Consider the following 25,978-nt stretch of genomic DNA (forward strand, 5'->3'; position numbering starts at 1 on the left):
CGACCCGGGAGCTCGTAGGGGAACAGATGTGCCACAAGTCATGCGCTTACCTCGGTGGCCTGTGCCGCTGCCTGACGTGCGCTCAGCTCCTGGTGCTCTCCGCCGCCTTCGCCGCCTTGGCGGCGCGCTTCGTCTCCTGCTTGTGCTCGCGGACCTTGACCAGGGTCTCGGGTCCCGTGATGTCCGCCGCCGAGCGGTACGAGCCCTCCTCCCCGTACGCGCCGGCCGACGCGCGCCAGCCCTCGGGCCGTACGTCGTACTGCTTGCCGAGCAGCGCGAGGAAGATCTGGGACTTCTGCTTGCCGTAGCCGGGGAGTTCGCTCAGCCGCTTCAGCAGCTCCGGGCCGGTGGCGACATCTCGCCACAGCGCGGCCGCGTCCCCGTCGTAGTGCGCGACCAGGAACTGGCAGAGCTGCTGCACACGCTTGGCCATGGACCCCGGGTACCGGTGCACGGCGGGCTTCTCGGTGAGCAGCGCGGCGAAGGCCTCGGGGTCGTACGCCGCGATCGTGTGCGCGTCCAGATCGTCACCCCCCATGCGGACGGCGATGGTGTACGGCCCCGCGAAGGCCCATTCCATGGGCACCTGCTGGTCCAGCAGCATGCCCACCAGCGCGGCCAGCGGGCTGCGGCCGAGTAGCTCGTCGGCCTCGGGTTGCTGTGCGATGCGAATCGTCGTGCTCATGGGCAGATGGTGGACCGGGAGGCGGAAAATTTGAGGGAGGCCACGCCCTGAAGGTGTGTTCATACGACTGTTTTGTGGCGCGGATGGCGGTACGCGGCGGGGGGTAGAGCTGAACACGGACAGTTACCGGAATGCTCAGGAATCCTCGGGAAAGGCCGCACAGCAGTGACACAGCCCTTTGAACTGCCGGATTTCTACATGCCTTATCCGGCGCGCATCAACCCGCGTCTGGAGGAGGCCAGGGAGCACTCCCGGACGTGGGCGCGGGACATGGGGATGCTGGAGGGCTCCGGGATCTGGGAGCAGAGCGATCTCGACGCCCACGACTACGCGCTCCTGTGTTCGTACACCCATCCCGACTGCACGGGGCCGCAGTTGTCCCTGGTCACGGACTGGTATGTGTGGGTCTTCTTCTTCGACGACCACTTCCTGGAGATCTTCAAGAGAACGCAGGACCGCGAGGGCGGCAAGGCGTATCTCGACCGGCTCGCCGCGTTCATGCCGATGGATCTCGCCGACGGATTTCCCGTGCCGACGAATCCGGTGGAGGCGGGTCTCGCCGACCTCTGGAAGCGGACGGTCCCGTCGATGTCCCTGGACTGGCGGGCGCGATTCGCCGAGAGCACGGAGAATCTGCTCAACGAATCCCTCTGGGAACTCGCCAACATCAACGCCGAGCGGATCGCGAATCCCGTCGAGTACATCGAGATGCGCCGCAAGGTGGGCGGGGCGCCGTGGTCGGCCGGGCTCATCGAGTACGCGGCGGGGGCGGAGGTCCCGGCCGCGATCGCCGATTCCCGTCCGCTGCGGGTCCTGCGGGACAGCTTCTCCGACGGGGTCCATCTGCGGAACGACCTCTTCTCGTACCAGCGGGAGATCGAGGAGGAGGGCGAGCTGAGCAACGGGGTGCTCGTCCTGGAGACGTTCCTCGGCTGTACGACGCAGGAGGCGGCGGACGCGGTGAACGACCTGCTGACCTCCCGGCTCCACCAGTTCGAGAACACGGCCCTGACGGAGCTGGGCCCGCTCTTCGTGGAGAAGGGGGTCGACCCGGTCGCGGCGGCCGGGACCCTCGCGTACGTGAAGGGCCTCCAGGACTGGCAGTCCGGCGGCCACGAGTGGCACATGCGCTCCAGCCGGTACATGAACGGCGCGGGCGCGGACGGTGGGCCTGGGGCGGGTGAGACGGCGGGGCCGCTGTTCTCGCAGACCCCCGTCGGGCGCTGGACGGCGGCGTCGGACTGTCTCAAGAGCCTCACCAGCGGCTCCTCCGTCAGGGCGCGCGCCCACAGCCATGTGCCGTACCAGCGGGTGGGGCCGTCGATCGTCCCCGAGTTCGAGATGCCGTTCGAGGCGTCGCTCAGTCCGCATCTGGAGGCGTCGCGGGAGCACGTCGTGGAGTGGGCGGGCCGGATGGGCATCCTGGAGGGGCAGCCGGGCATCCCGGGCTCGGACATCTGGGACGAGGACCGGATCCGGCGCACCGACCTCCCGCTCTGCGCGGCCGGTATCCACCCGGACGCCACGCCCGAGGGGCTCGACCTGACCTCGGACTGGCTGGCCTGGGGGACGTACGGCGACGACTACTTCCCCGTCGTGTACGGCCACGCCCGCAATCTGGCGGCGGCCAAGGCCTGCAACGAACGGCTGTCGCTGTTCATGCCGCTCGACACGCTCGCCACCCCGCCACCGCTCACGGCCCTGGAGCGCGGCCTGGCCGACCTGTGGACCCGTACGGCGGGCCCGATGGACATGGACGCCCGCCGGGACTTCCGCGCGGCGGTCGAGGAGATGACGGCGAGCTGGGTCTGGGAGCTGGCCAACCAGATCCAGAACCGCGTCCCGGACCCCGTCGACTACATCGAGATGCGCCGCCAGACCTTCGGCTCCAACCTGACGATGAGCCTGTGCCGCATCGGCCATGGCGGGACGGTGCCGCAGGAGATCTATCGCAGCGGCCCGATGAAGTCCCTGGAGAACGCGGCCCAGGACTACGCCACTTTGATGAACGACCTCTTCTCGTACCAGAAGGAGATCGAGTTCGAGGGCGAGGTCCACAACGGCGTCCTGGTCGTGCAGTCCTTCTTCAACTGCGACTACCCGACGGGTGTCGCGATCATCCACGACCTGATGAAGGGCCGCATGCGCCAGTTCCAGCATGTGGCGGCCAACGAACTCCCCGTCCTGTACGACGACTTCGCCCTCGCCCCCGAAGCACGCGCGGTCCTCGCCGGCTACGTGAAGGAGCTGGAGAACTGGCTCTCCGGCATCCTGGTCTGGCACCAGGGCTGCCACCGCTACAAGGAGGAGGACCTGCTCCACGACCACGCCCCCCTCACCTACCGACTCCCCTCGCCCCCGAAGGGCCCAGGCACCTCAGCCATCCGCATCCACCTTCCCGCACCGGCACTTGGGGCTGCTCCGGGGGGCCTGCGGGAGGACGCGGCTCAGGCCGGGAGATAGCCTCGCAGCGTTGTCTGGGGAGGGGAGCGCGTCGTGCGGGGGCGGTTGCTGAGCGGGCGGTACGAGTTGGGGGAGTTGCTCGGGGCCGGGGGGATGGGGGAGGTCTGGCGGGCGCGGGATCGGGAGTTGGGGCGGGAGGTGGCCGTAAAGCTGCTTCTCGCGCCCGGGGGTGAGGGGGAGCGGAAGGAGCAACTGGCGCGGTTCCGGCGGGAGGCGCGGGCCGTGGCCTCGTTGGACAGTCCGCACATCGTGGCCGTGCACGACCACGGGACGGACGGCGACAGCCCGTACCTGGTGATGGCCCTGGTGGACGGCCGTACGCTGCACGACGTTCTCGCCGAGAACGGGCGGGTGAGCGTGGCCGACGCGCTCGGGTGGGCCGTGGATGTGTGCCGGGGGCTGGAGGTCGCGCACGCCGCGGGCATCGTGCACCGCGACATCAAGCCGGCGAACATCATGGTCACCGGTGAGGGCGTCGCCAAGGTCGTGGACTTCGGCATCGCCAAGTACACCGAGGAGCGGTCCAGCGATCCGCGGCTGACCCGGACCGGGGAGGCGCCGTTCGGCAGTGTGCTGTACATGGCGCCCGAGCGGTTTCAGCAGCGGAACGGCGACGGGCGCACGGATCTCTACGCGTTGGGCTGTGTGCTGTACGAACTCCTGGTCGGGCGGCCGCCGTTCGTCGGTCATGCGGCCGGGATCATGTACAACCACTTGAACGACGAGCCCCTGCGGCCGAGCCGTGCACGTGCCGAACTCGGGCCCGACGTCGATCGGTTGATCCTCTCCCTGATGGCCAAGGACCCCGACGACCGGCCGTCGGACGCGCGTGCGGCGCGCGTGGAGCTGGAGCGGGTGCTGAGGGGCGGGGGCAAGGCTGAGGGCGCGGCGGCTGTCGTCGTACCTGAGCCCGTGCCCGCGGTCGTTCGCCCGCCCGAGCCCGAGCCCGACGACGTACATCCGCCCGAGCCCGAGCCCGAGGACATGCGTCCGAGCCCTCGGCCTCATGTCGTTGCCAAGGTCCCCTCCCCGCTTCCCCCGCCGCCTCCCCCGCGCCGTGGTCGGCGCAACGCCCTCGTCGGGGCCGCCGTCGCGCTCGTTGTGCTCGGCATACCGACCGCGGTCGTGCTCTCGTCCTCGGCGACGTCCTCCTCGTCTTCGCCGTCCGGTCGGGCGCCGGTCGGCGGGCCCAGCGCGGCGATGGCGGACGAGTACGTCGTGGGGGTCGCGTACGACTGGTCCATCGACGAGTCGTACGGCGAGGAGCGTGCCGCGATCGTCGAGGCGGCGTTCAAGGACGCCGAGCGCACCACGCACAAGAGGCTGCCCGTGCGCGTCGTCCCGGTGAAGGACGACCAGCAGACCCCGGCGACCGAACTGCTGGACAAGTACCCGGGCATGATCGCGTTGATCGGTGACACCAGCAGCGTCGACGGCGTCGAGACCGACTTCGACCAGGACATGGCCGCGATCGACACGTGCAAGGGAGGCTCGGGCCCGGACTTCGCCTTCGGCATGATGCCGTCGGAGTTCGAGGTGGGCGAGCAGGAAGGGCGCTATCTGCGCGGCGCGTACGACGCGGACAAGCTGATCGTCGGCTCCGACTACCACTGGGACGACAAGCTCGCCGAGGAGGATCCGAACCATCTCAAGCTCGGGCACGGCCTGCGCGAGGCGGGTGTCGACGCCGTCGAGTCCGCGGCGTATCCGGAGGAGATGAACGAGGCGGACGTCGCGCGGGACGTCCAGGACAGCCGGCCCGACACCGTCACCCTGCCCAACTCCCGTCAGCGCGACGGGTGGGTCGACGCCGTGAAGAAGTCCGGGCAGTTGATGGTCGTGCAGGACAACTACGAAGCGTCGTGCGACTCCGAGGACGACCACGAATACACCGACGCGCGCGACAAGTTGGTGCCGGACGGCACGCTGCGCTTCCGTTCCTTCCATGACGAACGGCAGCCGAAGGCGGACTGCGAGCTGTTCCCGCGGGTCTGCGCTGCCCCGGCCGCGCAGCGGAAGATGTTCGAGGCGCGGGGCGGGGTCGAGCTGTACGACGGCACGCTCGTGCTCGCCGCCGGCATCCGGCAGGTCATGGACGACGGGGCCCTGCCCGAGCGGGGCGGTGAGGACGAGGACCCCGGGAGCGCGCGGATCGCGCTGCGGAAGGCCATGGACGCCGTCGACGTGAAGGGGCTGCTGGGCCGGTACCGCTTCAAGGACCACCAGGCGCTCGACCGGCCGGTGTGGATCGATGTGCGCGAGAAGGGCACGTGGAAGCAGCTCGGGACGGTCGGCAGCCTGACCGGCTGACGGGGCCGCGGGCTGTTGCCGCGCCTCTCCGTGTCCTGTTTAATGAATGAACATACATTTATTAATCGAGCGAGTGAGGGAGGAGTGGCCGTGGCCGGACGTCCCCGTGGTGTCGACGACTCCGTGATCCTGCGCGCGACCGCCGACGTCGTCGGACGTGTCGGGCCCGCCGGGCTCACGCTCGCGGCGGTGGCCCGCGAGGTCGGCCTCGTACCGGGCACGCTCATGCAGCGCTTCGGTTCCAAACGGGGCCTGCTGCTGGCGCTGGCGGAGCGAGCCGCCGAGAGTGCGCGGGACCAGGCGCGTACCTCGCCGGAGCGGCTGCGGCGCGCGAACGGGTCGGCGCTCGCCGCGCTGACCGCGCTGCTCGTGGAGTCGATGGAGCCGATGACGACTCCGCAGACGTACGCCAACCATCTGGCGTTCCTCTGTCTGGACCTCGGCGAACCGGAGTTCCACGCGCACGCCCTCACCGTTCACCGGGCCGAGCGGCGCGCCGTCGAGGAGTTGCTGTCCGCCGCGGTCGCAGCGGGGGAGTTGAGGGCAGGGACGGACGTCGGAGCGCTGGCCCGTTCCGTGCAGGCGATGTCCGCCGGTGCCGGGCTGGTCTGGGCGCTCGACCGCGAAGGGACGCTGGAGCAGCGGATACGTCAGGAGATCGACGCGGTGCTGGCGCACCACGTGTCGTCGCCCGTACACCGGCCCGGCCACTCCGAGTTGGAGGAAGCATGAGAGACGTCGAGAATTCGGCTGGGGCGGCGGGCGAGCGGTCCCGCCCGCTGGCGGGCAAGGTCGCGCTCGTCGCGGGCGGTACCCGGGGCGGCGGGCGCGGTATCGCGGTCGAACTCGGCGCGGCCGGGGCGACGGTGTACGTCACCGGCCGCAGCAGCTCCGCCGGGCGCTCCGACCTGGACCGCCCCGAGACCATCGAGGGGACGGCCGGTCTGGTCACCGCCGCCGGTGGGCGCGGCATCGCCGTCCGTACCGACCACAGCAGTCCCGACGAGGTGCGGGTCCTGGTCGGCCGGATCGCAGCAGAGCAGGACGGTCGGCTCGACATTCTCGTCAACTCCGTATGGGGCGGCGACCCGTTGACCGACTGGGAGCATCCGCTGTGGGAGCAGGACCTGGACGCCGGGTTCCGGCTGCTGCGGCAGGCGGTCGACACGCATGTGATCACGAGCCGTTACGCGCTGCCGCTGCTGGTCGCCCGCCGCAGCGGGCTGGTCGTGGAGGTGACGGACGGGAACACCGCCCGCTATCGGGGGTCCTTCTTCTACGACCTCGTGAAGTCCTCGGTGATCCGCCTCGCCGTCGCGCAGGCAGCCGAGTTGAAGCCGTACGGCGTCGCAGCCGTCGCGATCACGCCCGGCTTTCTGCGCTCCGAGGCGATGCTGGACGGACTCGGCGTCACCGAGGAGACCTGGCGGGACGCGGTGGCCGAGGACCCGAACTTCGCCCACTCCGAGAGCCCGGCCTATCTGGGACGCGCGGTCGCCGCGCTGGCCGCGGATCCGGACATCATGACCAAGTCGGGCCGGGCGCTGGCGACATGGGGGCTGTACGAGGAGTACGGCTTCACGGACGCGGACGGTACGCGGCCGGACTTCGCCGCCCACTGGGCCAGGTCGCTGGTGGCGGAGTACGGGCCGCTCGGCGAACCGCTGTAGGACCGCGGGGCGGAGGTCAGGCGCGCAGCCGGGCCGCGCGCATCAGCAGGTAGCGCGTCTCCGGGAGGCTGAGCGTGCGTTCGGCCGCCAACTGATAGGCGGCCACGGCGCCTTCCTTGTCACCCGCCTTCTCCAGCAGATGCGCCCGCACCGCGTCGAGCCGGTGGTGCCCCGCCAACTCCTCGTCGAGGTCCTTGAGTTCGGCGAGTCCGGCCTCCGGACCGTGCGCCATCGATACCGCGACGGCCCTGCTCAGCGCGGCCATCGGCTCGGGCCCGGGGGCACGGCGCAGCAACTCGTCGTACAGAGCCACGATCTGGGGCCAGTCGGTCTCATCGGCGCTCGGCGCCTCGTCGTGCAGCGCGGCGATGGCGGCCTGCAACTGATAGGCACCGGCGGGACCTTGGGACAGAGCCTCCTCGACCAGCGCCGTACCTTCGTCGATCGCGGCACGGTCCCAGCGGGTGCGGTCCTGCTCGTCCAGGGGGATCAGCTCACCGTGCGGTCCGGTGCGGGCCGCGCTCCGCGCCTCGGTCAGCAGCATCAGCGCGAGCAGGCCCGTCACCGCGCCCTCCGTCGGCAGCAGCCGCCGTATGGCTCGCGTGAGCCGGATCGCCTCGTACGCGAGGTCCGCGCGGTGCAACGTGCTGCCGGAGGTGGCCGTATGGCCCTCGTTGAAGATCAGGTAGAGCACTTGGAGGACGGTGGCGAGCCGGCGGTCGCGGTCCTCCGGCCCCGGCTGCCGGAAGGGCGCACCCTTGATCTTCTGCTTCGCCCTGCTGATGCGCTGCGCCATCGTCGCCTCGGGCACCAGATGGGCGCGGGCGATCTCGGCGGTGGTGAGACCCCCGACGGCGCGCAGGGTGAGCGCGGTCCGGCCGGCGGCGGGCAGTTCGGGATGGCAGCATAGGAAGAGCAGGGTGAGGGTGTCGTCCTCCGAGGGGGCACGGCCCTCCCCGGGCGGCGGTGCGGTGAAGGCGTCCCTGGGGGTGAGCGCGGCTGCGCTCTCCTCGCGCCTGCGCCGAGCCTCTTCGCTGCGGAGCTGGTCCACGAGACGGCGGGAGGCGGTCTTGATCAGCCAGCCGCGGGGGTTGTCGGGGCGGCCGGCGGCCGGCCATTGCTGGGCCGCGGCGATGAGCGCTTCCTGTACGGCGTCCTCGGCGAGGTCGAAGTGGCCGTAGCGGCGGACGAGCGCGCCGAGGACCTGCGGCGCGTTTCGGCGCAGCAGGTCCTCGATCGGGGTGGGGCCGGTCGGTGGGGCCGCACTGTTCGTGCGGCGCGCACCGGCCTGGCTCTCGTCGCTCGTGCCGTTGTCCGCGGTGTCGTCCGTGCCGTGGTTCACACCGCGTATTACACCCCGGGCGTACCCAGGTGTGCGCGGTGTCTCAGCCATCCACCCCCGGACCGTCCGGGATGGGCCGGATGACGACGGGGTAGACCGGGGCGCCCTCGGGCTGGGGGCAGGCGGCGACGCGCGCGGCGATCTCGGTGACCCGCTCCAGGCTCGCGCAGTCGAGCACCCAGTAGCCGGCGAGCAGTTCCTTCGTCTCGCCGTACGGCCCGTCCGTGATCACGGGCTTGCCGTCCTTGTCCGCGCTGACGAAGCGGGTCTCCGAGGGCGCGGCCAGGCCGTTGGCGTCGACCAGTTCACCGGACTCGGCGAGGTCGTTGTTGACCTCCCCCATGAAGGCGAACATCGCCTGCATGTCCTTCTCGCTCCAGGCCGGGCTCTGCGCGGACCCTTTGCCGGTCATGGCGTCGTAGTCGACCTGGGAGCCCTGGACCATCACCAGATACTTCATGACTTCACTCCTTGTTTCTGTGTTGTCGCCTCTTCCGGGCAACTCTCACAGGGGACGTCGGAGCCGATGACGGGTTCTCGACAGCTCGGGAGGATTTTTTTCGAATCACTCCGTCGGGCCACGTAGGCGCAGGTCGGAGGGGGGTGGGTAGCGGGCCGGCCGGTGATGGCGTAGCGATGTTACGGAAAGGGGTAGCGATGCTACGTTGAGCATGTTAGCGTTGTTGTTGTCGCGAGGCGGAGACCGCTTTCCCGGTCGATGTCTCGCTTGTCACGTCGATAAACGTCGGTACGTCCTTACGTCGATACAGGGAGCAACGTCATGAGTGAGCAGGGGAGCGCGGCGCGTCGGGTGGTGATCGTCACCGGAGGGTCTCGGGGCATCGGTCGGGAGAGCGCGCAGCGCCTGGCGGCGGACGGGCACGCCGTCGTCGTCAACTACGCGGGGAATCAGACGGCGGCGGAGTCGGCGGTGGCCGCCATCACGGAGGCGGGCGGGACGGCCATCGCCTTCCGCGCCGACGTGGCGGACGAGGTCGCGGTGTCGGCGCTGTTCGACGCGGCGGAGGAAGCCTTCGGAGGCGTCGACGTCGTCGTGCACGCGGCGGGTGTCATGGCGGTCACGCCGCTGGTCGACACCGAGCTGGACGCGCTGGACAGGATGCACCGCACCAACATCCGCGGCACGTTCGTGGTCGACCAGCAGGCGGCGCGCCGGCTCCGGAACGGCGGGGCGATCATCAACGTCTCCAGCTCGGTGCTGGGCCTGGCCTTCCCTGGATACACGGCGTACGCGGCCAGCAAGGGCGCGGTCGAGGCGATGACGCTGATCCTGGCCAGGGAGCTGCGCGGGCGTGACATCACGGTCAACGCGGTGGCGCCGGGGCCGACGGTCACGGAGCTGTTCCTGGAGGGCAAGGACGAGGAGACCATCACGAGGATGGCCGCCCAGGCACCGCTGGAGCGGCTCGGCCGGCCGGAGGACATATCCGAGGTCGTCTCCTTCCTCGCCGGACCCGCGCGCTGGGTCAACGGCCAGGTCCTGCGTGCCAACGGCGGCATCATCTGAGGCCGCTCGTGTCAGGCACCCCACGGATTCCTGCGGCCGATTCTTCCCGGCGATCGAGGAGATCCGTCATGAGTAACAGCGCTACGGAGCCCTTGATACGGTCGTCCGCCATGAGCACACGAGCGCGGATCCTCGAAGTCGCGGCACGACTGGTCGCCGAGTCGCCCAACGGGGACGTCTCCACCCGGGCCGTGTGCGACGCCGCGCAGGTGGGTGCCCCGGCGCTCTACCGGCACTTCGGGGACAAGGAAGGGCTGCTCTCCGCGGTCGTGGACCACGGCTTCGACAAGTATCTGGAGACCAAGCGGGAGCGGACCCCGCAGGACGATCCGATAGAGGATCTGCGCAAGGGCTGGGACAACCACGTGGAGTTCGCGCTGGACAACCCGAATCTGTACCGGCTGATGTACTCCCCCGCGATGCGTACGCCCCCGGCGGCGGCCCTGGAGTCGCACGAGATGCTCACCAGGGATCTGCGGCGGGCGGCGGCGGACGGCAAGTTGAGTCTGGCGCCCGAGGCCGCTGCCCAGGTCGTCATGTCGGCCAACGTCGGGGTGGCCCTGATGCTCGTCGCCCGTCCATCGACCTTCACCGACAGGGACACCTCCCGGCGGGTCCGCGACGCCGTGCACGCCACTGTCTTCACCTCGGAAGCGCTGGCGGAGCGCGCCGACAGGCCCGCGAAGAGGACTCAGCTGCCCGCGGCGGCGGCCCAGTTGAACGTCCTGCTGGGGCGGTCGGGGGAGTCGGGGCTCAGCACCGCCGAAATGGCCCTGATGACGGAGTGGCTGCGCCGGCTCTCCACCACCTCCGCGACGTCCGCCGGCTCCACCACCTCCGCCGGCTCGATGACCTCTACGACCTCGGCGGTCGCCGAAGGCGACGAGTAGCGGCTCCGGACGCCGTCGAGATCCCGGGGGCGCATGTCCCGCACCCGCGGGTCATGTGGGCAGATCGGCGCAGGTGTCCGACGCGGGGAGTTCGTCCGCCAGAAATACGGTCTGGGCCATCATCCGGTATCCGCTCATCTTTTCGCGGAATGTCTCAACGGACTCCTCGGGGTGCACGGAATCGATCACGGCGTGCTCGCCGACGGCGTTGAACTGGTGGCTCACCCCGCGCGGGATCTGCATGTCCACGAAGGAGCAGGGCGGCACCACCAGGTTGTAGCGGGTCCGCACCACACCCGGCGGGGTGTCGGGCAACGTGTCCTCGAAGGAGCGCAATGTGAAGGGAGTTACCCCGGAGACGCCGGTGATCTCGAACCGGGAGAGGCTGCTCACCCGGATCCGCGTATCCGGGCCGGTCATCATCCGTACGAATCGCAGACCGGTATGCAGATGCATACGGGAGCAGACGCCGCGCTCCTCCACATTGTAGAAATCCATCAGATAGCGGTCGGCGAAGAAGTCGTCGAAGGGCGCTTCGAGCATATAGACGTCGCCCTCCTCGAAAGTCTGGAAACGGGTTATCCCGTCCTGGTCCGTCGTTGTCGCCGATTCGCTTCTCTTCGCGTCTCTCACGACTTTCGTGAAGGCGTCCACCACGGCGAGAGCGATGTCCGAGGGAAGCTGAAGGACCGGTGTGACCACGTTCCTTGCCGCGTCACGGAATTCGGCGATGTCGTGGACCTCGTTCTCCGCGTTCGCCTCACGTTTCATTCGCGTACCTGAATTGGACATCTCAATCAAGCTCCATCGTCTAGGATCTGTCCGTTCGACACAACGAAACCATGCGCTTCTCAGGGCAGTTGGAGGGGGCCGCCGTGATCTGCCCGCACTGTGGCAAAGACGCTCGCTACCGGGAACGAGGGAACGGGCTCTGCCCGGTCTGCAAGCGCGCGTTCGCCCTCGAACCCAAAGAGAACAAGCTCCGCCTGCACGACGTCCGGATGCGCAAGCTCATCCACAAGCTCAGCAACGGCGGGGGCCTGCGCTACACGCCCACCCAGCTCTACTACGCGGCGGCTCGTGGGCGGACTCCCGCCGAGAGCGGTATGTACGGATGTGTCGCCCTCGGCCTGCTGGTGCTCGGGGCGATCGCCTCGTGGGTGATCATCAGCGTCTCCGGATTCGACCGGGACGTGATCCTGGGCACTCTCACGGTCGGCGGCGTCTACGTCGTCCTGGTTGTCGTGCTGTCGATCCGCGGTGCGATGCGCGCCAAGCGGACGGGCAGGGTTGAAGTGCCGATGCCGTTCAGCGACTTCAAGACCTCGGTGATAGACCGCTGGGCCGCCGTCTACGGCAAGCCGCCGATCGGGATGGCGCCCGAGGGGAACAGGCTGTACCCCGTGCTCCCGGCCGGCGAGGTGCCGAAGCTGGTGCTCCTGTGTCCGGACTCCACCGTGCTGGCCTGCCTCGTACTGAACGGCGCGCCCGAGAAGCACTCCCTCGCGCTGGTGCAGTCCGTGCACCAGCTCGCGCGGATACCCGGCGACCCGAGCGCGAGCGGTGGAGCGGGGCCGGTGGGGATAGTCCTGCACGACGCCAGCCCCGCGGGGCTCGCCTTCGCCTCCGAGGCCAGGGCCGCGCTCGGCGGGCGGGTGGTGGTCGCCGGAATGCTGCCGCGCACCGTGAAGGACAACCCCAACGCCGTACGGCTGAGAAGTCCGCTCGGCCCGGCGGATCTGGAAGCCATCCGTGTTTCGTCGTCGCGGCTCACCGCTGCGGAGGCCGACTGGCTGACCCGTGGCTGGTGGTCGCCCATCGCCGCCGTGACTCCGGTGAAGCTGCTCTCCGTGGTCGCGCGGGCGGTGGACCGGGCGGAGGGGATAGCCGACCCCGACCGGGGGCGTGCGCAGCAGGTCGGGTTCCTCACCTGGCCGACGGCGTCATGAGCGGTACGGGCCACCTCACGGGCGCGGGCCGTGCGGCGGACAGCGGGCAGACAGGAACGGGACTCGCGACGGACCCCGGGCACACGGGGCACACGGGCCAGGCGGGGCACATGCGGCAGGCGATCCTCGACCGCGTGCTGCGTACGGCGGCCGAGAAGGCCGCCGCACCCGGTCAACTGCACTTCACCGAGCGGCAGTTGTACTACGAGGTGTGCCGGGTGCTGCTGCCGTGGCACCGGGCGCCCCGGCGTACGCACTTCACGTCGGCCCCCGCGCTGACGTACGGCGCCTTCCGGGCCGCGCTGCACCGCATCGGTCCCGACACGGTGGACGGCCTCCTGCCGCCCGTCGTGCCCAGGCCCCCGCAGGCGGCCGGGCGGCACACCCCGGAGCCTGACCTGTTCGACTACGGCCTGCCGAGGCTGCTGGTCTGCGAGTCCGACGACATCGCCGCCATGCTGCGGGCCAACGGGGTGCCGATGGAGTCGGCGTGCCCGGTCTACGGCGCCTCCGAACTGCCCCTGGACACAGGGGTGCTGAGGATGCTCGCGCTGGCCGAGCGGGCGACGGTCTACCTTCTGCACGACGCGAGCGCGCACGGGCTCACCTTCCCCGCGCGGTTCGCCCGGTCCGTCGATGTACCGGACGGGGTGCGGGTCGTCCCGCTGGGGTTGCGGCCCCGGCAGGCGGGCGCGCTCCATCTGGTCCATGGGCGTGGTCCGGCGTACGCGGCGATACCCGGCCACTGGCCGGGCCCCGCGACCGCCGCCGCCTCGGGTGCCGCTCCGGGGCTTGCGTCCGCACTCAGCCGCTGGGAGCGCGACTGGCTGCGGCGCGGCAGATTCGTGGAACTGGCCGCCGTGAACCCGGCGTCACTGATCCGTACGGTGCACCGTCTCGTACGGGAAGTGCGCACGCCCCGCTCGCAGCTGACCGACCTTCGCCAGGTACGCCAGGCGGGTTTCCTGAGCTGGCCCACCGCATGAGAGGAACCGCAGTGCCGCAGCCGCATAGGCGGGAGATCACCTACAGCGACGAGCTGCTCGCCGACCGCACGGTCCACCGGCGTTACTTCGACGGCCGCCAGGAGTGGCGCAGTGCCGACAGCGCGAGCCGTCGCACTGTGCGGTGGCGGGACGACCGCGGTGCTTCGGGCAGCGACGAGCTGCTGGGCCGGCGGATCGTCAAACGGGTCTACGCGGACGGGCGCCCGGTGATCTACGGCAGGGAGGCCGGTTACGGCCGCACGCTGTGGAGCGACGGGGTGCTGACGGTGAACCGGACGTCGTTCGGCGGCCGGCTGGGCACCGTCCTGGCCGCGGTGACCGCGGGGGCCGTTCTCGGCACGCTGGCCATGCCGCCCGCCTCCCTCAGTCCGGAGGAAGAGGAGGAGATGCGCCGCCAGGCGGAGGCGAGCGCGTCGGGCGGTGACGGCGGTGGCGCGGGGGACGCCGGTTACGGGGACTGGGACGACGGTTCCGCCGACAGTGACGACGACTTCGGCTGAGCCGGGAGCCGGGAGCCGGGAACACGGAAGGAAAGAGGACGCGATGTCCCGCTGGTGTGCGTGTCTGACCGCCGACGACCCGGCCGGGCAGGTGGCGGCCATGGGCGGCCGGCCCGTGCCGACGCGGGCGGGGCACCATGCGCTCGGCCTGCTCGACGGCCCCGGCGCCGCCGAAGGGCCGTACCGGGTGGGAGACGTCCACGCGATCGGCGAGGTCACGCTCCACAACGCGCCCGAGCTCCGGGCCCGGCTCGGTTCGGCCGGCGCCGACGGCATCCCCGGCGACTGCTCCGACGGTGAGCTGCTCCTGCGCGCCTACGTCAGGTTCGGTGCCGCCGGACTGGCCGCCGCCGACGGCATGTTCGCCCTCGCCATCGCCGAAGGCGACGAACTTGTCCTCGTCCGCGACCACATGGGCGCCCGCACCCTCTTCCACGCCCGCGCCGGCACCGGCCGGCGGGCGGCCTGGGCGGCCTCCACCTCCCTGCGGGCGCTCCAGCGCTGGCCCGCGCTCGACACCGGACTGCATCTGCCTGCGGTCAGATCGTTCCTCACCTTCGCGTATCTCCCGGGCAGGGAGACCCTGTTGCGCGGGATCCACGAGGTGCTGCCGGGCCGGTGCGTACGGCTGAAGGCGGACGGTTCCACGGTGGAGGAGACGTACTGGGAGCCGGCCGAGGTGGCCGACGAGCGGCCGGCGGCCGAACACGCCCGGGAACTGCGCGAGTTGCTGGAGTCCGCCACCGCGCGCCGGCTGCCGGTCGCCGAGCCGGTCGGTGTGCTGCTCTCCGGCGGTGTGGACAGCAGCCTGGTCACCGCGCTCGCCGCCAAACTGCACGACCAGGCCGTCCGGTCGTACTCGATCAGCTTCGGCGGCGACGCCCCGAACGAACTGGCCTACTCCGGACTGGTCGCCGCCCACTGCCACACCGAGCACCAGGTCCTGACCGTGCCCGGCGAGGCGGTCGCGGCACGCCTCCCGGAGACCGTCGCGCTGCTGGACAGCCCGGTCGGCGACCCGCTCACCGTGCCCAACCTGATGCTCGCCGAGGCGGTGGCGGCGGACGGTATGAGCGTGGTGCTCAACGGGGAGGGCGGCGACCCGGTCTTCGGCGGCCCCAAGAACCTGCCGATGCTCATCCACGAACTGCTTCGCGACGAGGCGGGTGTGGACTCCCGGGCGCGTGCCTACGTGGACTCGTACCGCAAGTGCCACGCCGACCTGCCGGTGCTGCTGACGCCGGGAGTGCTGGCCGAGCTGGCGGACGCGCCGCCGGTGACGGACCTGCTTGCGCCCTATCTGACACAGGGTCGGATGAAGAGCCTGCTCAACCAGTTGCTGCACACCAACCTGCGGACCAAGGGCGCCCATCACATCCTCACCAAGGTGGAGCGCATCACCGCGTCGCAGGGGCTGGAGGGCCACGCCCCGCTGTTCGACCGCGCGGTCGTCGACCACGCGTTCCGTGTGCCGCCCCGGCTGAAGCTCGCGGGGACGAGCGAGAAGTGGATCCTCAAGGAGGCGGTACGGGACCTGCTTCCGCCGACGATCGTGGACCGCCCCAAGAGCGGGATGCGCGTCCCGGTCCAGCAGTGGCTGGACGGACCCCTGCGCGAGCTGGGCCACGACCTGCTCCTCGGCAGGTCGGCGCGCGCCCGAGGGCTGTTCCGTGAGGACACGATCCGGTCCTGGCTGCGGAGGGAGGGGACGCTGCTGCCGCGCCAGGGAGGCAAGTTGTGGCTGGTCCTCACACTGGAGCTGTGGCTGCGCTCGTTCGAGGTCGGGACTTGAGGTGAGGGTGTGCGCCCGAGGGCCAGGTTCGAGAACTGAGGCCCCTTCCTGCGCGTCCCACAGGATACGTTCAGGATGGGGGAACAAGTGCACTGCTTTTCAGGGGGGTTCATGGTGAGCGGAGGACCTGGCCGGCTGCGATCGGGCACCGTCGCACTCGCGATCGGTCTACTGCTGGCAGGGTGTTCAGGCGACGGCGACACCTCCGCCACGGACACGACGAAGCCCAGCCCGGCGAAGTCCGGTACCGAGGAGAAGACCGACGGGGAGGCGAAGGGCGCCGCGCCGAGCCCGTCGGCCACCAACGGGCTGGACTTCTCGCCCGACGACAGCCGTAAACCCCGGACGCGTGCCGAGGCCCTGCGACTGGCCCGCGCCGTCACCGCGGAGCCCAGCCGGTACGGGGCCGGCTACGTCAAGCGGAGCCCGTACGAGAGCGACCCCGGCTCGCTCGCCGTGCTCGACGAGGACTGCGTCTGGCAGCGCGAACCGCTCCCGCCCTCGGTACTGACCAGCTTCACCCGCTACAGCGAACTGCCCGCGCAGGGCGACAAGGGCCCGATCCGGATAGCCGCCACCGTCCTCGTGCACCGCGAAGAGGCCGACGCGAACTGGGACATGGCGCGCACCCTCGAAGAGGCACTGCGCTGCCCCGAGCAGCAACTCAGCGACGGCGAGCGGATCACCGGACTGCTGTCGGCGGGCCTGGCGTTCGGGGCCGGTCAGTTCGCCAGCGAGGACTCGATCTCCGAGAGCGGTGAGTACCACAGCGACGAACTCGGCGGCCCGCACTACTACACCTGGGGCCAGAGCCGCCTGGGCCAGGTGACCGTCTCGTCGGTCGGCAAGGGTTCCAAGGGCTGGACCTCGAAAGAGATCGACAAGGCCGTCATCGAGGGAACGGCCGCCATGCTCGTCGATGTCCAGAATGAACTGGAGGCGTCGGCATGAGCGAGCCGCTGCTGCCCACCGATCCCGCCTCGATCGGCGGCCACCGGCTGCTGGCCCGCCTCGGCGCGGGTGGCATGGGCGTGGTCTATCTCGGCCGTACGGAGGCGGGGGCGCTGGCCGCCGTCAAGGTCATCCAGGCCGAGTACGCGGACGATCCCGGGTTCCGCGCCCGCTTCCGCCGCGAGGTCGACCTGGCCCGCCGGGTGGCCAGCCCGTGGGCGGTGCCCGTCACGGGCGGGGAACCGGAAGCGGCGGAGCCCTGGTTGGCCACCGAATTCGTACCGGGCCCGTCGCTCGGCGAGGCGGTCACCCGGCACGGACCGCTGCCGGTACACAGTGTGCGGGCGCTGGCCAGGATGCTCGCAGGGGCGCTGGGAGCCGTGCACGACGCGGGGCTTGTGCACCGCGACATCAAGCCGGGCAATGTCCTGCTGGCCGTGGACGGTCCACGGCTGATCGACTTCGGGATCGCCCGCGCGACCGACGAGACCGCGCTCACCTCCCCCGACATGGTCGTCGGCACGCCCGGCTATCTCTCGCCCGAACAGGCCGAGGCGCGCGGCGCCGGGGTGGGGCCGGCGAGTGACGTGTTCTCCCTGGGGTGCCTGCTGGCGTACGCGCTGACGGGACGGCCCCCGTTCGGCGCGGGTTCGGCCGACGCGCTGCTCTACCGGACGGTGCACGACGAGCCGGACATCGGCGGATCGCGCGGTTCGGGCGGTTCGGGCGGCTCATGGGACGAGGAGGACGCGGAACTGCGCCAACTCCTGCTCTCCTGCCTGGCGAAGGACCCGGCCGACCGGCCCACGGCCGAGCGGATCGCCGAGGAGCTTGCCGACGACCCCACGTCCGACGGCGGCGGAGCGGCCGACTGGCTGCCGGAAGACGTCGTACGGGGCATCGCCGACCGCGCGGCCGAGATGCTGGCGCTGCCGGACATCGAGCCGACGGTCGCCGACGCGCCCGGCGTCGGCGGCGACGGCGCGGGCGACGACGGCGCAGGCAACGACGGCGCCGACGACAACGGTGCGGGCGGTCAGGGCGGCCAACAGCCGTCCCGCCGAAGGCTGTTCGTCCTTTCCGGCGCCGCGCTGCTCGCCGTCGCCGCCGGTGGCGGAGCCTGGGCCGCCCTGCGGGACGACGACCCTCCCGCGTCCGGGGACTCCGGCCCGCGCTGGGCCATCGGCGTCCAGGCGGACCTCTCCGGTACGGACAAGGTGGCCGGCCGGGCGCAGGAACAGGGCGCGCGGCTGGCGATCGAGCAGTACAACGCCCGTAAGCCCGGCAAGGACAGGCCCTTCGAACTCGCGCTGAGGACCGCCGACGACGGCGGCACCGCCCAACGCGCCCCGGCCGCCGCCAAGAAGCTGATCGAGGACGCGGACGTACTCGCCGTACTGGGCGCGACCAGCGATGTGACGACGGAAGCGGTCGTCGGCGCGTACGACGAGGCCCTGGTGCCCCTGCTGACCGTCTCGGCCGCCGGGATGCTGATGTCGTCAGGGCAGCCCCGGTCCCTCGTGCACTGCCGTCCCGGCAACGCCGCACTGTCCATCCCGATCGCCGTCTACCTCACCCAACAGGCGGCGAAGGACAAGGAGATGGGACGGCCGGGACTGCTCCAGGACCGTACGGCCCAGACGTACGCCTGGGAGTCCGCCACCATCACCGCGCTCGTGCTGCGCCAGTCCGGGATGCCGGCCTACCCCCGGGTGATTCCGGCGGACATCGAGGACATGAAGCCCGTGGTCACCGACATCCTGCGGGCAGGTACGGGCTCCTTCGTCTACGCCGGTTACGCGCCGGGGGCGGCGAAGGTGGCGCGCGAGCTGGCGGCGGCCGGGTTCGACGGACCACGGCTCGCGTCACAGGCCGTGCTCGACCCGGAGTTCCTGGAGCTGGCGGGGGACGCGGCCGAGGGCTGGCTGCTGACCGCCTCGTTCGTCTCCGCCGCCGACAAGCCGGAGGCCGCGGACTTCACCGCCGCGTTCCGCGAGCGCTTCGGCAGCGAGCCGCCGTACTTCGCGGCGGAGGCGTACGACACGGTGAATCTGGTCATCCAGGAACTGGTGAAGGGCGCGAAGCCGGCTGCCCCGGCGAAGGGATCCCCCTCTCCTGCGGGGCAACAGCCGCCGAAGCGGGCGGAGTTGGTGGGTCTGCTGCGCAAGAGCACGTACCAGGGGATCACGAAGCGGTTCGCGTTCGACCCGGAGCAGGGCAGCTTCGCGGGGGAGGGCGTGTTCCTGTACGAGGTCAAGGACGGCGGCTTCCGCTTCCTGGGGCCCGCCCCCACCGGCGCGTAAGGGATGGCCGGGATCCAGCCTCTCAAGGCCGCCGATCCGCCCGCCGTCGGCGGTTACCGGCTGCTCGGGCGGCTCGGCGCGGGCGGGATGGGCGTGGTGTATCTGGCCCGTTCGCCGGGCGGCGCGCTGATCGCGCTGAAGGTCATCCGTGCCGAGTACGCGGCCGACCACGGCTTCCGTGTCCGCTTCCGGCGCGAGGCGGAGGCGGCGGGGCGGCTCACCGGGCGCTGGGTGGTCCCGGTCGTGGCCGCGGCGGCGGAGGAGCGCGAGCCGTGGCTGGCGACCGGCTTCGTCCCCGGGCCCTCGCTGGCGGAGGCCGTCACGCTGCACGGTCCGCTGCCGCCGGAGGCCGTACGCACCCTCGGTGCCCGGCTGGCCGAGGCGCTCACCGAGGTGCACGCGGCGGGGCTGGTGCACCGCGACGTCAAGCCCGGCAACGTGCTGCTCGCCCTGGACGGCCCCCGGCTCATCGACTTCGGCATCGCGCGGTCCACCGGCGCCACCGCGCTGACCGAGAGCGACGTGGTGATCGGCTCGCCCGGCTATCTCTCGCCCGAGCAGGCACAGGCCCGCGCCGGTGAACTCGGGCCGCCGAGCGACGTGTTCTCGCTCGGGTGCGTGCTGGTGTACGCGGCGACGGGGCGGCGGCCGTTCGGTACGGGCTCGCCGGCGGCCATTCTGTTCCGCACGGTCCACGAGGAGCCGGACCTCGACGGCGTACCGGAGGAACTGCTCGATCTGCTGACGGCCTGCCTCGCCAAGAACCCCCGGGACAGGCCGGGTTCGGGGGATGTGCGGGAGGCGCTGGGGGGTGCCGGCGGCGAGTCGGGGGGCTGGCTGCCGGGGCCGCTGACCCGGCTGGTCGCGGAACGGTCGGCGGCAGTGCTGGCGCTGCCCGACCCGCCGCCGGGGCGTACGTCCGGCTCCGACTCGGCCTCCGGCTCCGGCTCCCCGGCGGACCCGGTCACGGTCACGGCGGTACCGGCGGCACCGGCCGCCGCCCCCGGGCCGTCGCGGCGCCGTGTGCTCACGCTCGCTTCCGCGGCCGGAGTCGTCGCGGTCGGCGGGGGGCTGGCGGCCTGGGCGGCATCCCGGCAGACCGGCGACGGCGGCTCCGGCTCGGGCGCCGGTGCGTCCCGGCCGCGCTACGTCGTTGGGCTGCACGCCGATCTGTCCGGCCGGGACAAGGCGGCCGGCCGCGCCCAGGAACGGGGCGCGCGGCTGGCCGTCGCCGACCACAACGCCCGTGCGGACCGCCCCTTCGACCTGGCGCTGCGCGTACGGGACGACGGAGGAGACGCGAAGCGGGCCGAGGCGACGGCGGGGAGGTTCGTCGCGGAGGACGAGGTGTTCGCGGTGATCGGGCCGACCGGGGTCGCGGGAGTCGAGGCCGTCGCGGCCCGGTACCAGGAGGCGCTGCTTCCTCTCGTGACCGTCTCGTGCGACAGCGACGCGGTCTCGTCGGTCGGCACGAAGGCCTTCTTCCAACTCAGACCGGACGGCAACAGCCTGACCACGGGCTTGGTCGACTATCTTGTCCGGGCCCGGGGGGACCGCAGGACCGTCCTCGTCGACGACCAGGCGGCGGGGCGCACCAGTCAGCGGCTGGTGGTGAACCTGGCCGACACGCTGCCCCAGGGCGTCGGCACGACCACGACCAGCACGGTGCCCGCCGACAGTGACGACTTCGGCCCGGTGGCCGCCGCCGTGACATCGAGCGACGCCGACTCGGTGGTGTACGCCGGCACCTCTCCCGCGCGCGCGGCCCGCTGCGCCCGCGCGCTCGCGGAAACGGGCTTCCGCGGCACACGCCTGGCACGCGAACCGGTGCTCCAGCCCGCGTTCCTCGACGAGGCGGGCGCCGCCGCCGACGGCTGGGTGATCGTGACGACATATGTCGATCCGGCCGAACTGCCCGCCGCGAAGGGCTTCGTGACGTCGTACGAGAAGCGCTACGGCCCGCGCACGGGCGAGTTGTTCGCGGTCGAACCGTACGCCGTGGAGGCGTACGACGCGCTGAACTTCATCGCGCGGGGGATACGGGAGCTGGGCGGCATCGGCGTCGAACGGGGCGCGATGGTGAGCCGGCTGCGGTCCCTCACCTACCACGGCCTCGGCAGAATCATCGACTTCGACGACTCGACGAAGGCCTTCGTCTTCACCAACGGCCTGTTCCTGCACCGGGTGGAGGCGGGCACGCCCCGCTTCCTGGGCCGCTACGGCGAGGCGAAGTAGTCCGAGCGTCCCCTCCCGGGAGCCGCGCCCCGGCGGCCCCCGTTGTCGGACCCGGCGCCTATCCTGCGGTGCCATGAGCACCTCTCGGACCGACGGCACCTCCGACGGGGCGGACGAACTCGACGCCCCGCGCGCCCTGTTGGCCACGGTCCGGGCCCGCGAAGCCCGTAAGGCCGTCCGTGAACTTCTCGTCCGGGCCGCCGGCTGGAGGGCGTACGCCGGCTGGAGTACCGGTATCAGCCGTGGCCGGACTTCGACTTCCTGATCGGCAGCACCTCGGTCGATTCGGTCAGGGCCTACTCACTCGGGCTGCTCGATGTGTCCGGACTGGCCGGGCTGCCCGTCCTGACCAAGGTGCGCGCGGGGTCAGCACCTACGCGTTCTGAGCGGCGCCGGAAGCGCCTCCGGCGCCGCTCACCCGCCCGGGGCCCGAGGCCGGACGCCCGGTCAGCTCTCCTTCGTGGAGTACGAGTGCGCCCCCGTGCCCGCGAGCGCCCCGCCCTCCACGATCAGATACTCGTCGCGGATGGGGTTCCCCGCGAAGTACGACTCCAGGATCTCCCGCGTACCGGCCGCGTACCGCGCCTGCGCGGAGAGCGACGAGCCCGAGATGTGCGGCGTCATCGCGTGGTGCGGCATGGTGCGCCACGGGTGGTCGGCCGGCGCGGGCTGCGGGTACCAGACGTCGCCGCCGTAACCCGCGAGCTGACCGCCGCGCAGCGCCCGGTCGACGGTGTCGCGGTCGACGATCTTCGCGCGCGCGGTGTTGATGAGGTACGCGCCGCGCTTCATGGTGCCGATGAGCTTGTCGTCGAACAGGCCCTCGGTCTCCGGGTGCAGGGGCGCGTTGATGGTGACGACGTCGCAGTGCGGCACCATGGCGGCGGTCGACTCGTGCCAGGTGAGGTTCAGCTCCCGCTCTACGGCCGCCGGCAGCCGGTGCCGGTCGGTGTAGTGGAGGCCCACGTCGAAGGGGGCGAGTCGGCGCAGGACGGCGAGCCCGATACGGCCGGCCGCGACCGTACCGACCTGCATGCCCTCCAGGTCGTACGAGCGCTTGACGGCGTCCGCGATGTTCCAGCCGCCGTCGAGCACGATCCGGTGCGAGGGGATGAAGTTGCGTACGAGCCCGAGCACCGTCATCACCACGTGCTCGGCGACGCTGATGCTGTTGCAGTACGTCACCTCGGCGACGGTGACGCCGTGGGTGATGGCGGCGTCGAGGTCGACGTGGTCGGAGCCGATGCCGGCGGTGACCGCGAGCTTCAGGTTCTTGGCCGTGGCGATCCGCTCGGCGGTCAGATACGCCGGCCAGAACGGCTGCGAGATCACGATGTCCGCGTCGGCCAGCTCGCGGTCGAAGACCGAGCCCGCGCCCTCTTTGTCGGAGGTGACGACGAGGGTGTGGCCGCGGCTCTCCAGGAAGGAGCGGAGGCCGAGTTCACCGGAGACGCTGCCCAGCAGATGGCCGGGGGTGAAGTCGGTGCTTTCGGGGGTGGGGGTGGTCTGGCCGCCGGGGTAGTGGTCGATGACCGGGAGGTCGTCGCGGGCGTAGGTGGTGGGCTGCCCGTCGGTCGGGTCGTCGTACAGCACACACAGGATCTTGGCCATGGCGTTGCGGCTCCTCGTCCGTTGCTGCGGAGTGCTTCGGAAGGTGCCTCTTACGGTCGGCCCTGGCGTCGGCGCTGGTCAAAGCGACTGTTTCTATGCCGGGATAGACGCCGGCTATCGCTCGGGGTCGGGGGCGGGTCCGGGCGTCGCGGCGTCGGCCGGCGCGAGATACGTCCCCAGCAGGCTGTCCAGCACCTCGCGCAGGCTCACCCGCCGCGCGGTCTCCAACAGCGCCTTCGCGAGCACCGGTTCGGGGCTGCGGTCGGCGATGACCAGGCCCACGCGCGGCCCGTGCGCGGGGTGCGCCAGCGGGACCACGCGCATCGTCTCGGGGACGCCGAACATATGCAGCCAGGCGTGCGAGATCACGCTCGACCACCGGCCCGCCGCCATGTGTGTGTAGAGGCCGGCGACGGTGTCGGTCTCGATCGCCGGGGTGACGCTCGCGCCTTCGGCGGCGAAGTACTCGTCCATGATGCGGCGGTTGCGCATCTGCGGTGAGAGCAGGCACAGCGGCAGCCCGGCGACCTCGGCCCAGCGCACCGAGCGCTGTTCGGCGAGCGCGCTGTCGCGGGGCGTGAGCAGCAGATACCGCTCCTCGTACAGCGGTGTCCTGCGTACCTGGCGCAGGCTTTCGTCGTCCAGATACGTGAGCGCGATGTCCAGCTCGAAAGAGGTCAGGCGCCGCGTGATGTCGCGCGACGACAGCGACTCCAACGAGACGCGTACGAGCGGGTGTTGCTCGCAGAAGGGGGTGGTCAGGAGGGACGCGGCCGTCAGCGCGGTGGGGATGGCGCCCAGCCGCAGCGTGCCGGTGAGACCGCCGCGCATGACCGACAACTCGTGCTGGAGCGCGTCGCGTTCGGCGAGTATCCGGTGCGCCCAGAGCAGCACCCGCTCGCCCTCGGGCGTGAGCCCTTCGAAGCGCCGGCCACGGCGCACGATCGGCACCCCGAGTTCGTGCTCCAGCTTGCGTATCGCGGCGGAGAGCGAGGGCTGGGAGACGAAGCAGGCGTCGGCGGCCCGCGCGAAGTGGCGCTCGCGGGCGAGCGCCACGAGGTACTCCAGTTGCCGCAGCAGCACGACGGTTCGCTCCCTTTCGGCTCGACGCCTCCCCGCGACGCTTCCCCGATGCTCAAGGCGGGCCGGTCCCGGCCATCCTCACCCACGGGAAGCGGCCGTGGTACGGGCCGGGCCGGACGAGGTTGCCGCAAACCCGGCGCGGGGGCGATTTCGGTGGATACGCTGATCAGCCAGCGGAGGGAGCGATCATGGATCCGGCAGTCACCACCGCACGGCTCGCGTCGGGCATCGTCATACCGTTGATCAAGAAACTGTTCGTACGGGACGGGCCCGGCGCCGGGTTGGTCGACCGGCCGGTACGGATATCCGGCCTGGTCAGCTTCCGTGGCGAGAAGCGCACCCTGTCCGACAAGGACCTGCACAAGATCGCCGCCGAACTCGTCCGGCGCGCCGTCGACCCGGTCGGGCCCGGCGAGCGGCCGGTGCCGCCCGACGAGGACGAGGCCGTCGTGCGGGCCCTGGCCCGTACCCTGCACTGCCTGGGCGACCTCGACATGGAGGACGTACAGGCCGTCCAGCCCGGCCCGCAGGCGCTCGCCCGCGCGTTACAGGCGGTCGAACCGAATGCCACCCGCGATCTGTCGGCCAACGCCACCGGCCTGTACGACGCGCTCCTTGAGACCGCCTGCCTGTACATCCTGCACCTCTTCACGCAGCGCTCGACCTTTGTCGCACGCACCCTCGTACGGCACACCGCGACACTGGCCGACCTGACGTGGTGAGGGGGGCCGGTGGGCGGGAGGTCACGCGAGGGCGGCGGCCTCGGTCGCGGCGACGCGGGCCGCCGTCCGCGCGAACGTCTCGATCGCGGCCGTCGTGTGGCCCGCGCGCCACACCAGGCCGTACCCGACCGGGGCCGCGTCCGAGAGCGGGACGTAGGTGACGCCGGGGCGGGCGTAGTACGTGCCGGTGTGCGCGGGCGCCACGAACGCGCCCTGGGCGCCGCCCACCAGGGTCAGGGCCTCCTGCATGTTGGTGACGGCGGGGCCGCGTCCGATCGCTCGGCCGGCCGGGGTGCGGGACGGAACATGGTGTTCCAGCCAGGAGGCGGGGGCCGGTCCGGCGATCGTGAGGAGGGTGACGTCCGCCAGGTCCTCCAGCGAGAGCGCGGCACGGGCGGCGAGCGGATGCGAGGAGGGGAGCGCGAGAACGCGTTCCTCCGCGAGCAGCGCGGGACCGCGGCCCAAGTCCTCCTCCAGTACCGGGAACTCGGTGAGCTGGAGATCGAACGCGCCCTCGCGCAGCTGCCCGTACGGGTCCGCGAGCGGGATCTCGCAGATCTCGACGGCGAGGGAGGGGTGGGTCTCCCGTAGAGCCTCGGTGGCCTTCATGACGATCTCACCGGTCAGCGGGTTGGAGAAGCCGACGTTGAGGACGGTGTCGATGCCGCGCACGGTGGCGGTGGCGCGTTCGAGAGCCTCGGCGATGGCGCGGTGGTGCGGTTCGAGGTCGGCGCGGAGCCGGCGGCCGAGGGAGGTGGGCACGACGCGGCGGCTCGTACGGACGAACAGCGGTGCGCCGACGCGGCGTTCGAGACGCTGGACGAGCTGGCTGACACGGGCGCGGGAGAGCCGCATGCGTTCGGCGGTGCGGCCGAAGTGCAGCTCCTCGGAGAGGATGAGGAAGCACTCCAGCTCGTCGCGTTCCATTCGACGTCCT

Annotated in this window: 22 protein-coding genes; 15 read left to right on the forward strand and 7 right to left on the reverse strand. The window is 71.3% G+C overall.

Features of this window, described 5'->3' with window-relative positions:
• Window positions 1-82: 82 nt before the first annotated feature.
• Window positions 83-685: an HhH-GPD-type base excision DNA repair protein gene (locus OIE74_RS19785; RefSeq protein ID WP_329385383.1), complete on the reverse strand. Its 603-nt coding sequence runs from the start codon at window positions 683-685 to the stop codon at window positions 83-85.
• Between the two features lie 165 nt (window positions 686-850).
• On the opposite strand from OIE74_RS19785, the gene OIE74_RS19790 reads away from it, so the two are divergent.
• The 4 genes from OIE74_RS19790 (at window position 851) to OIE74_RS19805 (ending at window position 7,128) form a co-directional block, all read left to right on the forward strand.
• Window positions 851-3,148 carry a terpene synthase family protein gene (locus OIE74_RS19790; RefSeq protein WP_329385386.1) on the forward strand — a complete coding sequence of 766 codons (2,298 nt, stop codon included), beginning with the start codon at window positions 851-853 and terminating at the stop codon, window positions 3,146-3,148.
• A gap of 33 nt (window positions 3,149-3,181) precedes the next feature.
• Window positions 3,182-5,458 carry a serine/threonine-protein kinase gene (locus OIE74_RS19795; protein ID WP_329385388.1) on the forward strand — a complete coding sequence of 759 codons (2,277 nt, stop codon included), beginning with the start codon at window positions 3,182-3,184 and terminating at the stop codon, window positions 5,456-5,458.
• Window positions 5,459-5,548: 90 nt separating this feature from the next.
• Window positions 5,549-6,190 (forward strand): TetR/AcrR family transcriptional regulator, encoded by a 642-nt coding sequence (locus tag OIE74_RS19800; RefSeq protein ID WP_329385390.1) that lies wholly within the window; start codon window positions 5,549-5,551, stop codon window positions 6,188-6,190.
• Entirely contained in the window at window positions 6,187-7,128 is a 942-nt protein-coding gene (locus tag OIE74_RS19805) for an SDR family oxidoreductase (protein WP_329385393.1), read from the forward strand. The genes OIE74_RS19800 and OIE74_RS19805 overlap by 4 nt, the downstream gene beginning before the upstream one ends.
• A gap of 16 nt (window positions 7,129-7,144) precedes the next feature.
• Here OIE74_RS19805 and OIE74_RS19810 read toward each other — a convergent pair whose 3' ends face one another.
• Both OIE74_RS19810 and OIE74_RS19815 read right to left on the reverse strand, forming a co-directional pair.
• Entirely contained in the window at window positions 7,145-8,365 is a 1,221-nt protein-coding gene (locus OIE74_RS19810; protein WP_329392355.1) for an RNA polymerase sigma factor, read from the reverse strand.
• Between the two features lie 148 nt (window positions 8,366-8,513).
• The gene (locus OIE74_RS19815; protein ID WP_329385395.1) at window positions 8,514-8,930 is read right to left on the reverse strand and encodes a YciI family protein; all 417 of its coding nucleotides are present in this window, start codon (window positions 8,928-8,930) and stop codon (window positions 8,514-8,516) included.
• Window positions 8,931-9,251: 321 nt separating this feature from the next.
• Between OIE74_RS19815 and OIE74_RS19820 the strand changes: the two genes are divergently transcribed.
• Window positions 9,252-9,998: an SDR family oxidoreductase gene (locus tag OIE74_RS19820; RefSeq protein WP_329385397.1), complete on the forward strand. Its 747-nt coding sequence runs from the start codon at window positions 9,252-9,254 to the stop codon at window positions 9,996-9,998.
• Window positions 9,999-10,108: 110 nt separating this feature from the next.
• Window positions 10,109-10,888 carry a TetR/AcrR family transcriptional regulator gene (locus OIE74_RS19825; protein WP_329385400.1) on the forward strand — a complete coding sequence of 260 codons (780 nt, stop codon included), beginning with the start codon at window positions 10,109-10,111 and terminating at the stop codon, window positions 10,886-10,888.
• A gap of 51 nt (window positions 10,889-10,939) precedes the next feature.
• Here OIE74_RS19825 and OIE74_RS19830 read toward each other — a convergent pair whose 3' ends face one another.
• Window positions 10,940-11,659 carry a hypothetical protein gene (locus OIE74_RS19830; RefSeq protein WP_329385403.1) on the reverse strand — a complete coding sequence of 240 codons (720 nt, stop codon included), beginning with the start codon at window positions 11,657-11,659 and terminating at the stop codon, window positions 10,940-10,942.
• 71 nt (window positions 11,660-11,730) lie between these two features.
• Here OIE74_RS19830 and OIE74_RS19835 point away from each other — a divergent pair, with 71 nt between their 5' ends.
• The 8 genes from OIE74_RS19835 to OIE74_RS19870 all read left to right on the forward strand — a co-directional run bounded on the left by OIE74_RS19835 (window position 11,731) and on the right by OIE74_RS19870 (window position 21,890).
• A complete protein-coding gene (locus OIE74_RS19835; protein ID WP_329385406.1) occupies window positions 11,731-12,837 on the forward strand; it encodes a hypothetical protein in 1,107 nt (368 codons plus the stop codon).
• Window positions 12,834-13,823, forward strand: a complete 990-nt coding sequence (locus OIE74_RS19840) for a hypothetical protein (protein ID WP_329385409.1) — start codon at window positions 12,834-12,836, stop codon at window positions 13,821-13,823. Before OIE74_RS19835 ends, OIE74_RS19840 begins: the two co-directional genes overlap by 4 nt.
• Before the next feature lie 11 nt (window positions 13,824-13,834).
• Window positions 13,835-14,344, forward strand: a complete 510-nt coding sequence (locus OIE74_RS19845; protein WP_329385412.1) for a hypothetical protein — start codon at window positions 13,835-13,837, stop codon at window positions 14,342-14,344.
• A gap of 43 nt (window positions 14,345-14,387) precedes the next feature.
• A complete protein-coding gene (locus tag OIE74_RS19850; protein WP_329385414.1) occupies window positions 14,388-16,136 on the forward strand; it encodes an asparagine synthetase B family protein in 1,749 nt (582 codons plus the stop codon).
• 111 nt (window positions 16,137-16,247) lie between these two features.
• Window positions 16,248-17,087, forward strand: a complete 840-nt coding sequence (locus OIE74_RS19855) for a hypothetical protein (RefSeq protein WP_329385417.1) — start codon at window positions 16,248-16,250, stop codon at window positions 17,085-17,087.
• Window positions 17,084-19,390 carry a bifunctional serine/threonine-protein kinase/ABC transporter substrate-binding protein gene (locus tag OIE74_RS19860; protein ID WP_329385420.1) on the forward strand — a complete coding sequence of 769 codons (2,307 nt, stop codon included), beginning with the start codon at window positions 17,084-17,086 and terminating at the stop codon, window positions 19,388-19,390. The genes OIE74_RS19855 and OIE74_RS19860 overlap by 4 nt, the downstream gene beginning before the upstream one ends.
• A gap of 3 nt (window positions 19,391-19,393) precedes the next feature.
• The gene (locus tag OIE74_RS19865) at window positions 19,394-21,625 is read left to right on the forward strand and encodes a bifunctional serine/threonine-protein kinase/ABC transporter substrate-binding protein (protein WP_329385422.1); all 2,232 of its coding nucleotides are present in this window, start codon (window positions 19,394-19,396) and stop codon (window positions 21,623-21,625) included.
• Window positions 21,626-21,698: 73 nt separating this feature from the next.
• Complete coding sequence (locus OIE74_RS19870; RefSeq protein ID WP_329385426.1) at window positions 21,699-21,890, forward strand: hypothetical protein; 192 nt, start codon at window positions 21,699-21,701, stop codon at window positions 21,888-21,890.
• Window positions 21,891-22,072: 182 nt separating this feature from the next.
• On the opposite strand, the gene OIE74_RS19875 is transcribed toward OIE74_RS19870, so the two are convergent.
• A complete protein-coding gene (locus OIE74_RS19875; protein WP_329385428.1) occupies window positions 22,073-23,236 on the reverse strand; it encodes an NAD-dependent formate dehydrogenase in 1,164 nt (387 codons plus the stop codon).
• 114 nt (window positions 23,237-23,350) lie between these two features.
• On the reverse strand, window positions 23,351-24,319 hold the full coding sequence (locus tag OIE74_RS19880; protein ID WP_329385431.1) for a LysR family transcriptional regulator: 969 nt from the start codon (window positions 24,317-24,319) through the stop codon (window positions 23,351-23,353).
• 188 nt (window positions 24,320-24,507) lie between these two features.
• On the opposite strand from OIE74_RS19880, the gene OIE74_RS19885 reads away from it, so the two are divergent.
• The gene (locus tag OIE74_RS19885; protein ID WP_329385434.1) at window positions 24,508-25,041 is read left to right on the forward strand and encodes an NACHT N-terminal Helical domain 1-containing protein; all 534 of its coding nucleotides are present in this window, start codon (window positions 24,508-24,510) and stop codon (window positions 25,039-25,041) included.
• A gap of 21 nt (window positions 25,042-25,062) precedes the next feature.
• On the opposite strand, the gene OIE74_RS19890 is transcribed toward OIE74_RS19885, so the two are convergent.
• Entirely contained in the window at window positions 25,063-25,968 is a 906-nt protein-coding gene (locus OIE74_RS19890; protein ID WP_329385437.1) for a LysR family transcriptional regulator, read from the reverse strand.
• Between the last annotated feature and the right edge of the window lie 10 nt (window positions 25,969-25,978).

Source organism: Streptomyces sp. NBC_01716 (genome assembly GCF_036248275.1).
GTDB lineage: Bacteria > Actinomycetota > Actinomycetes > Streptomycetales > Streptomycetaceae > Streptomyces.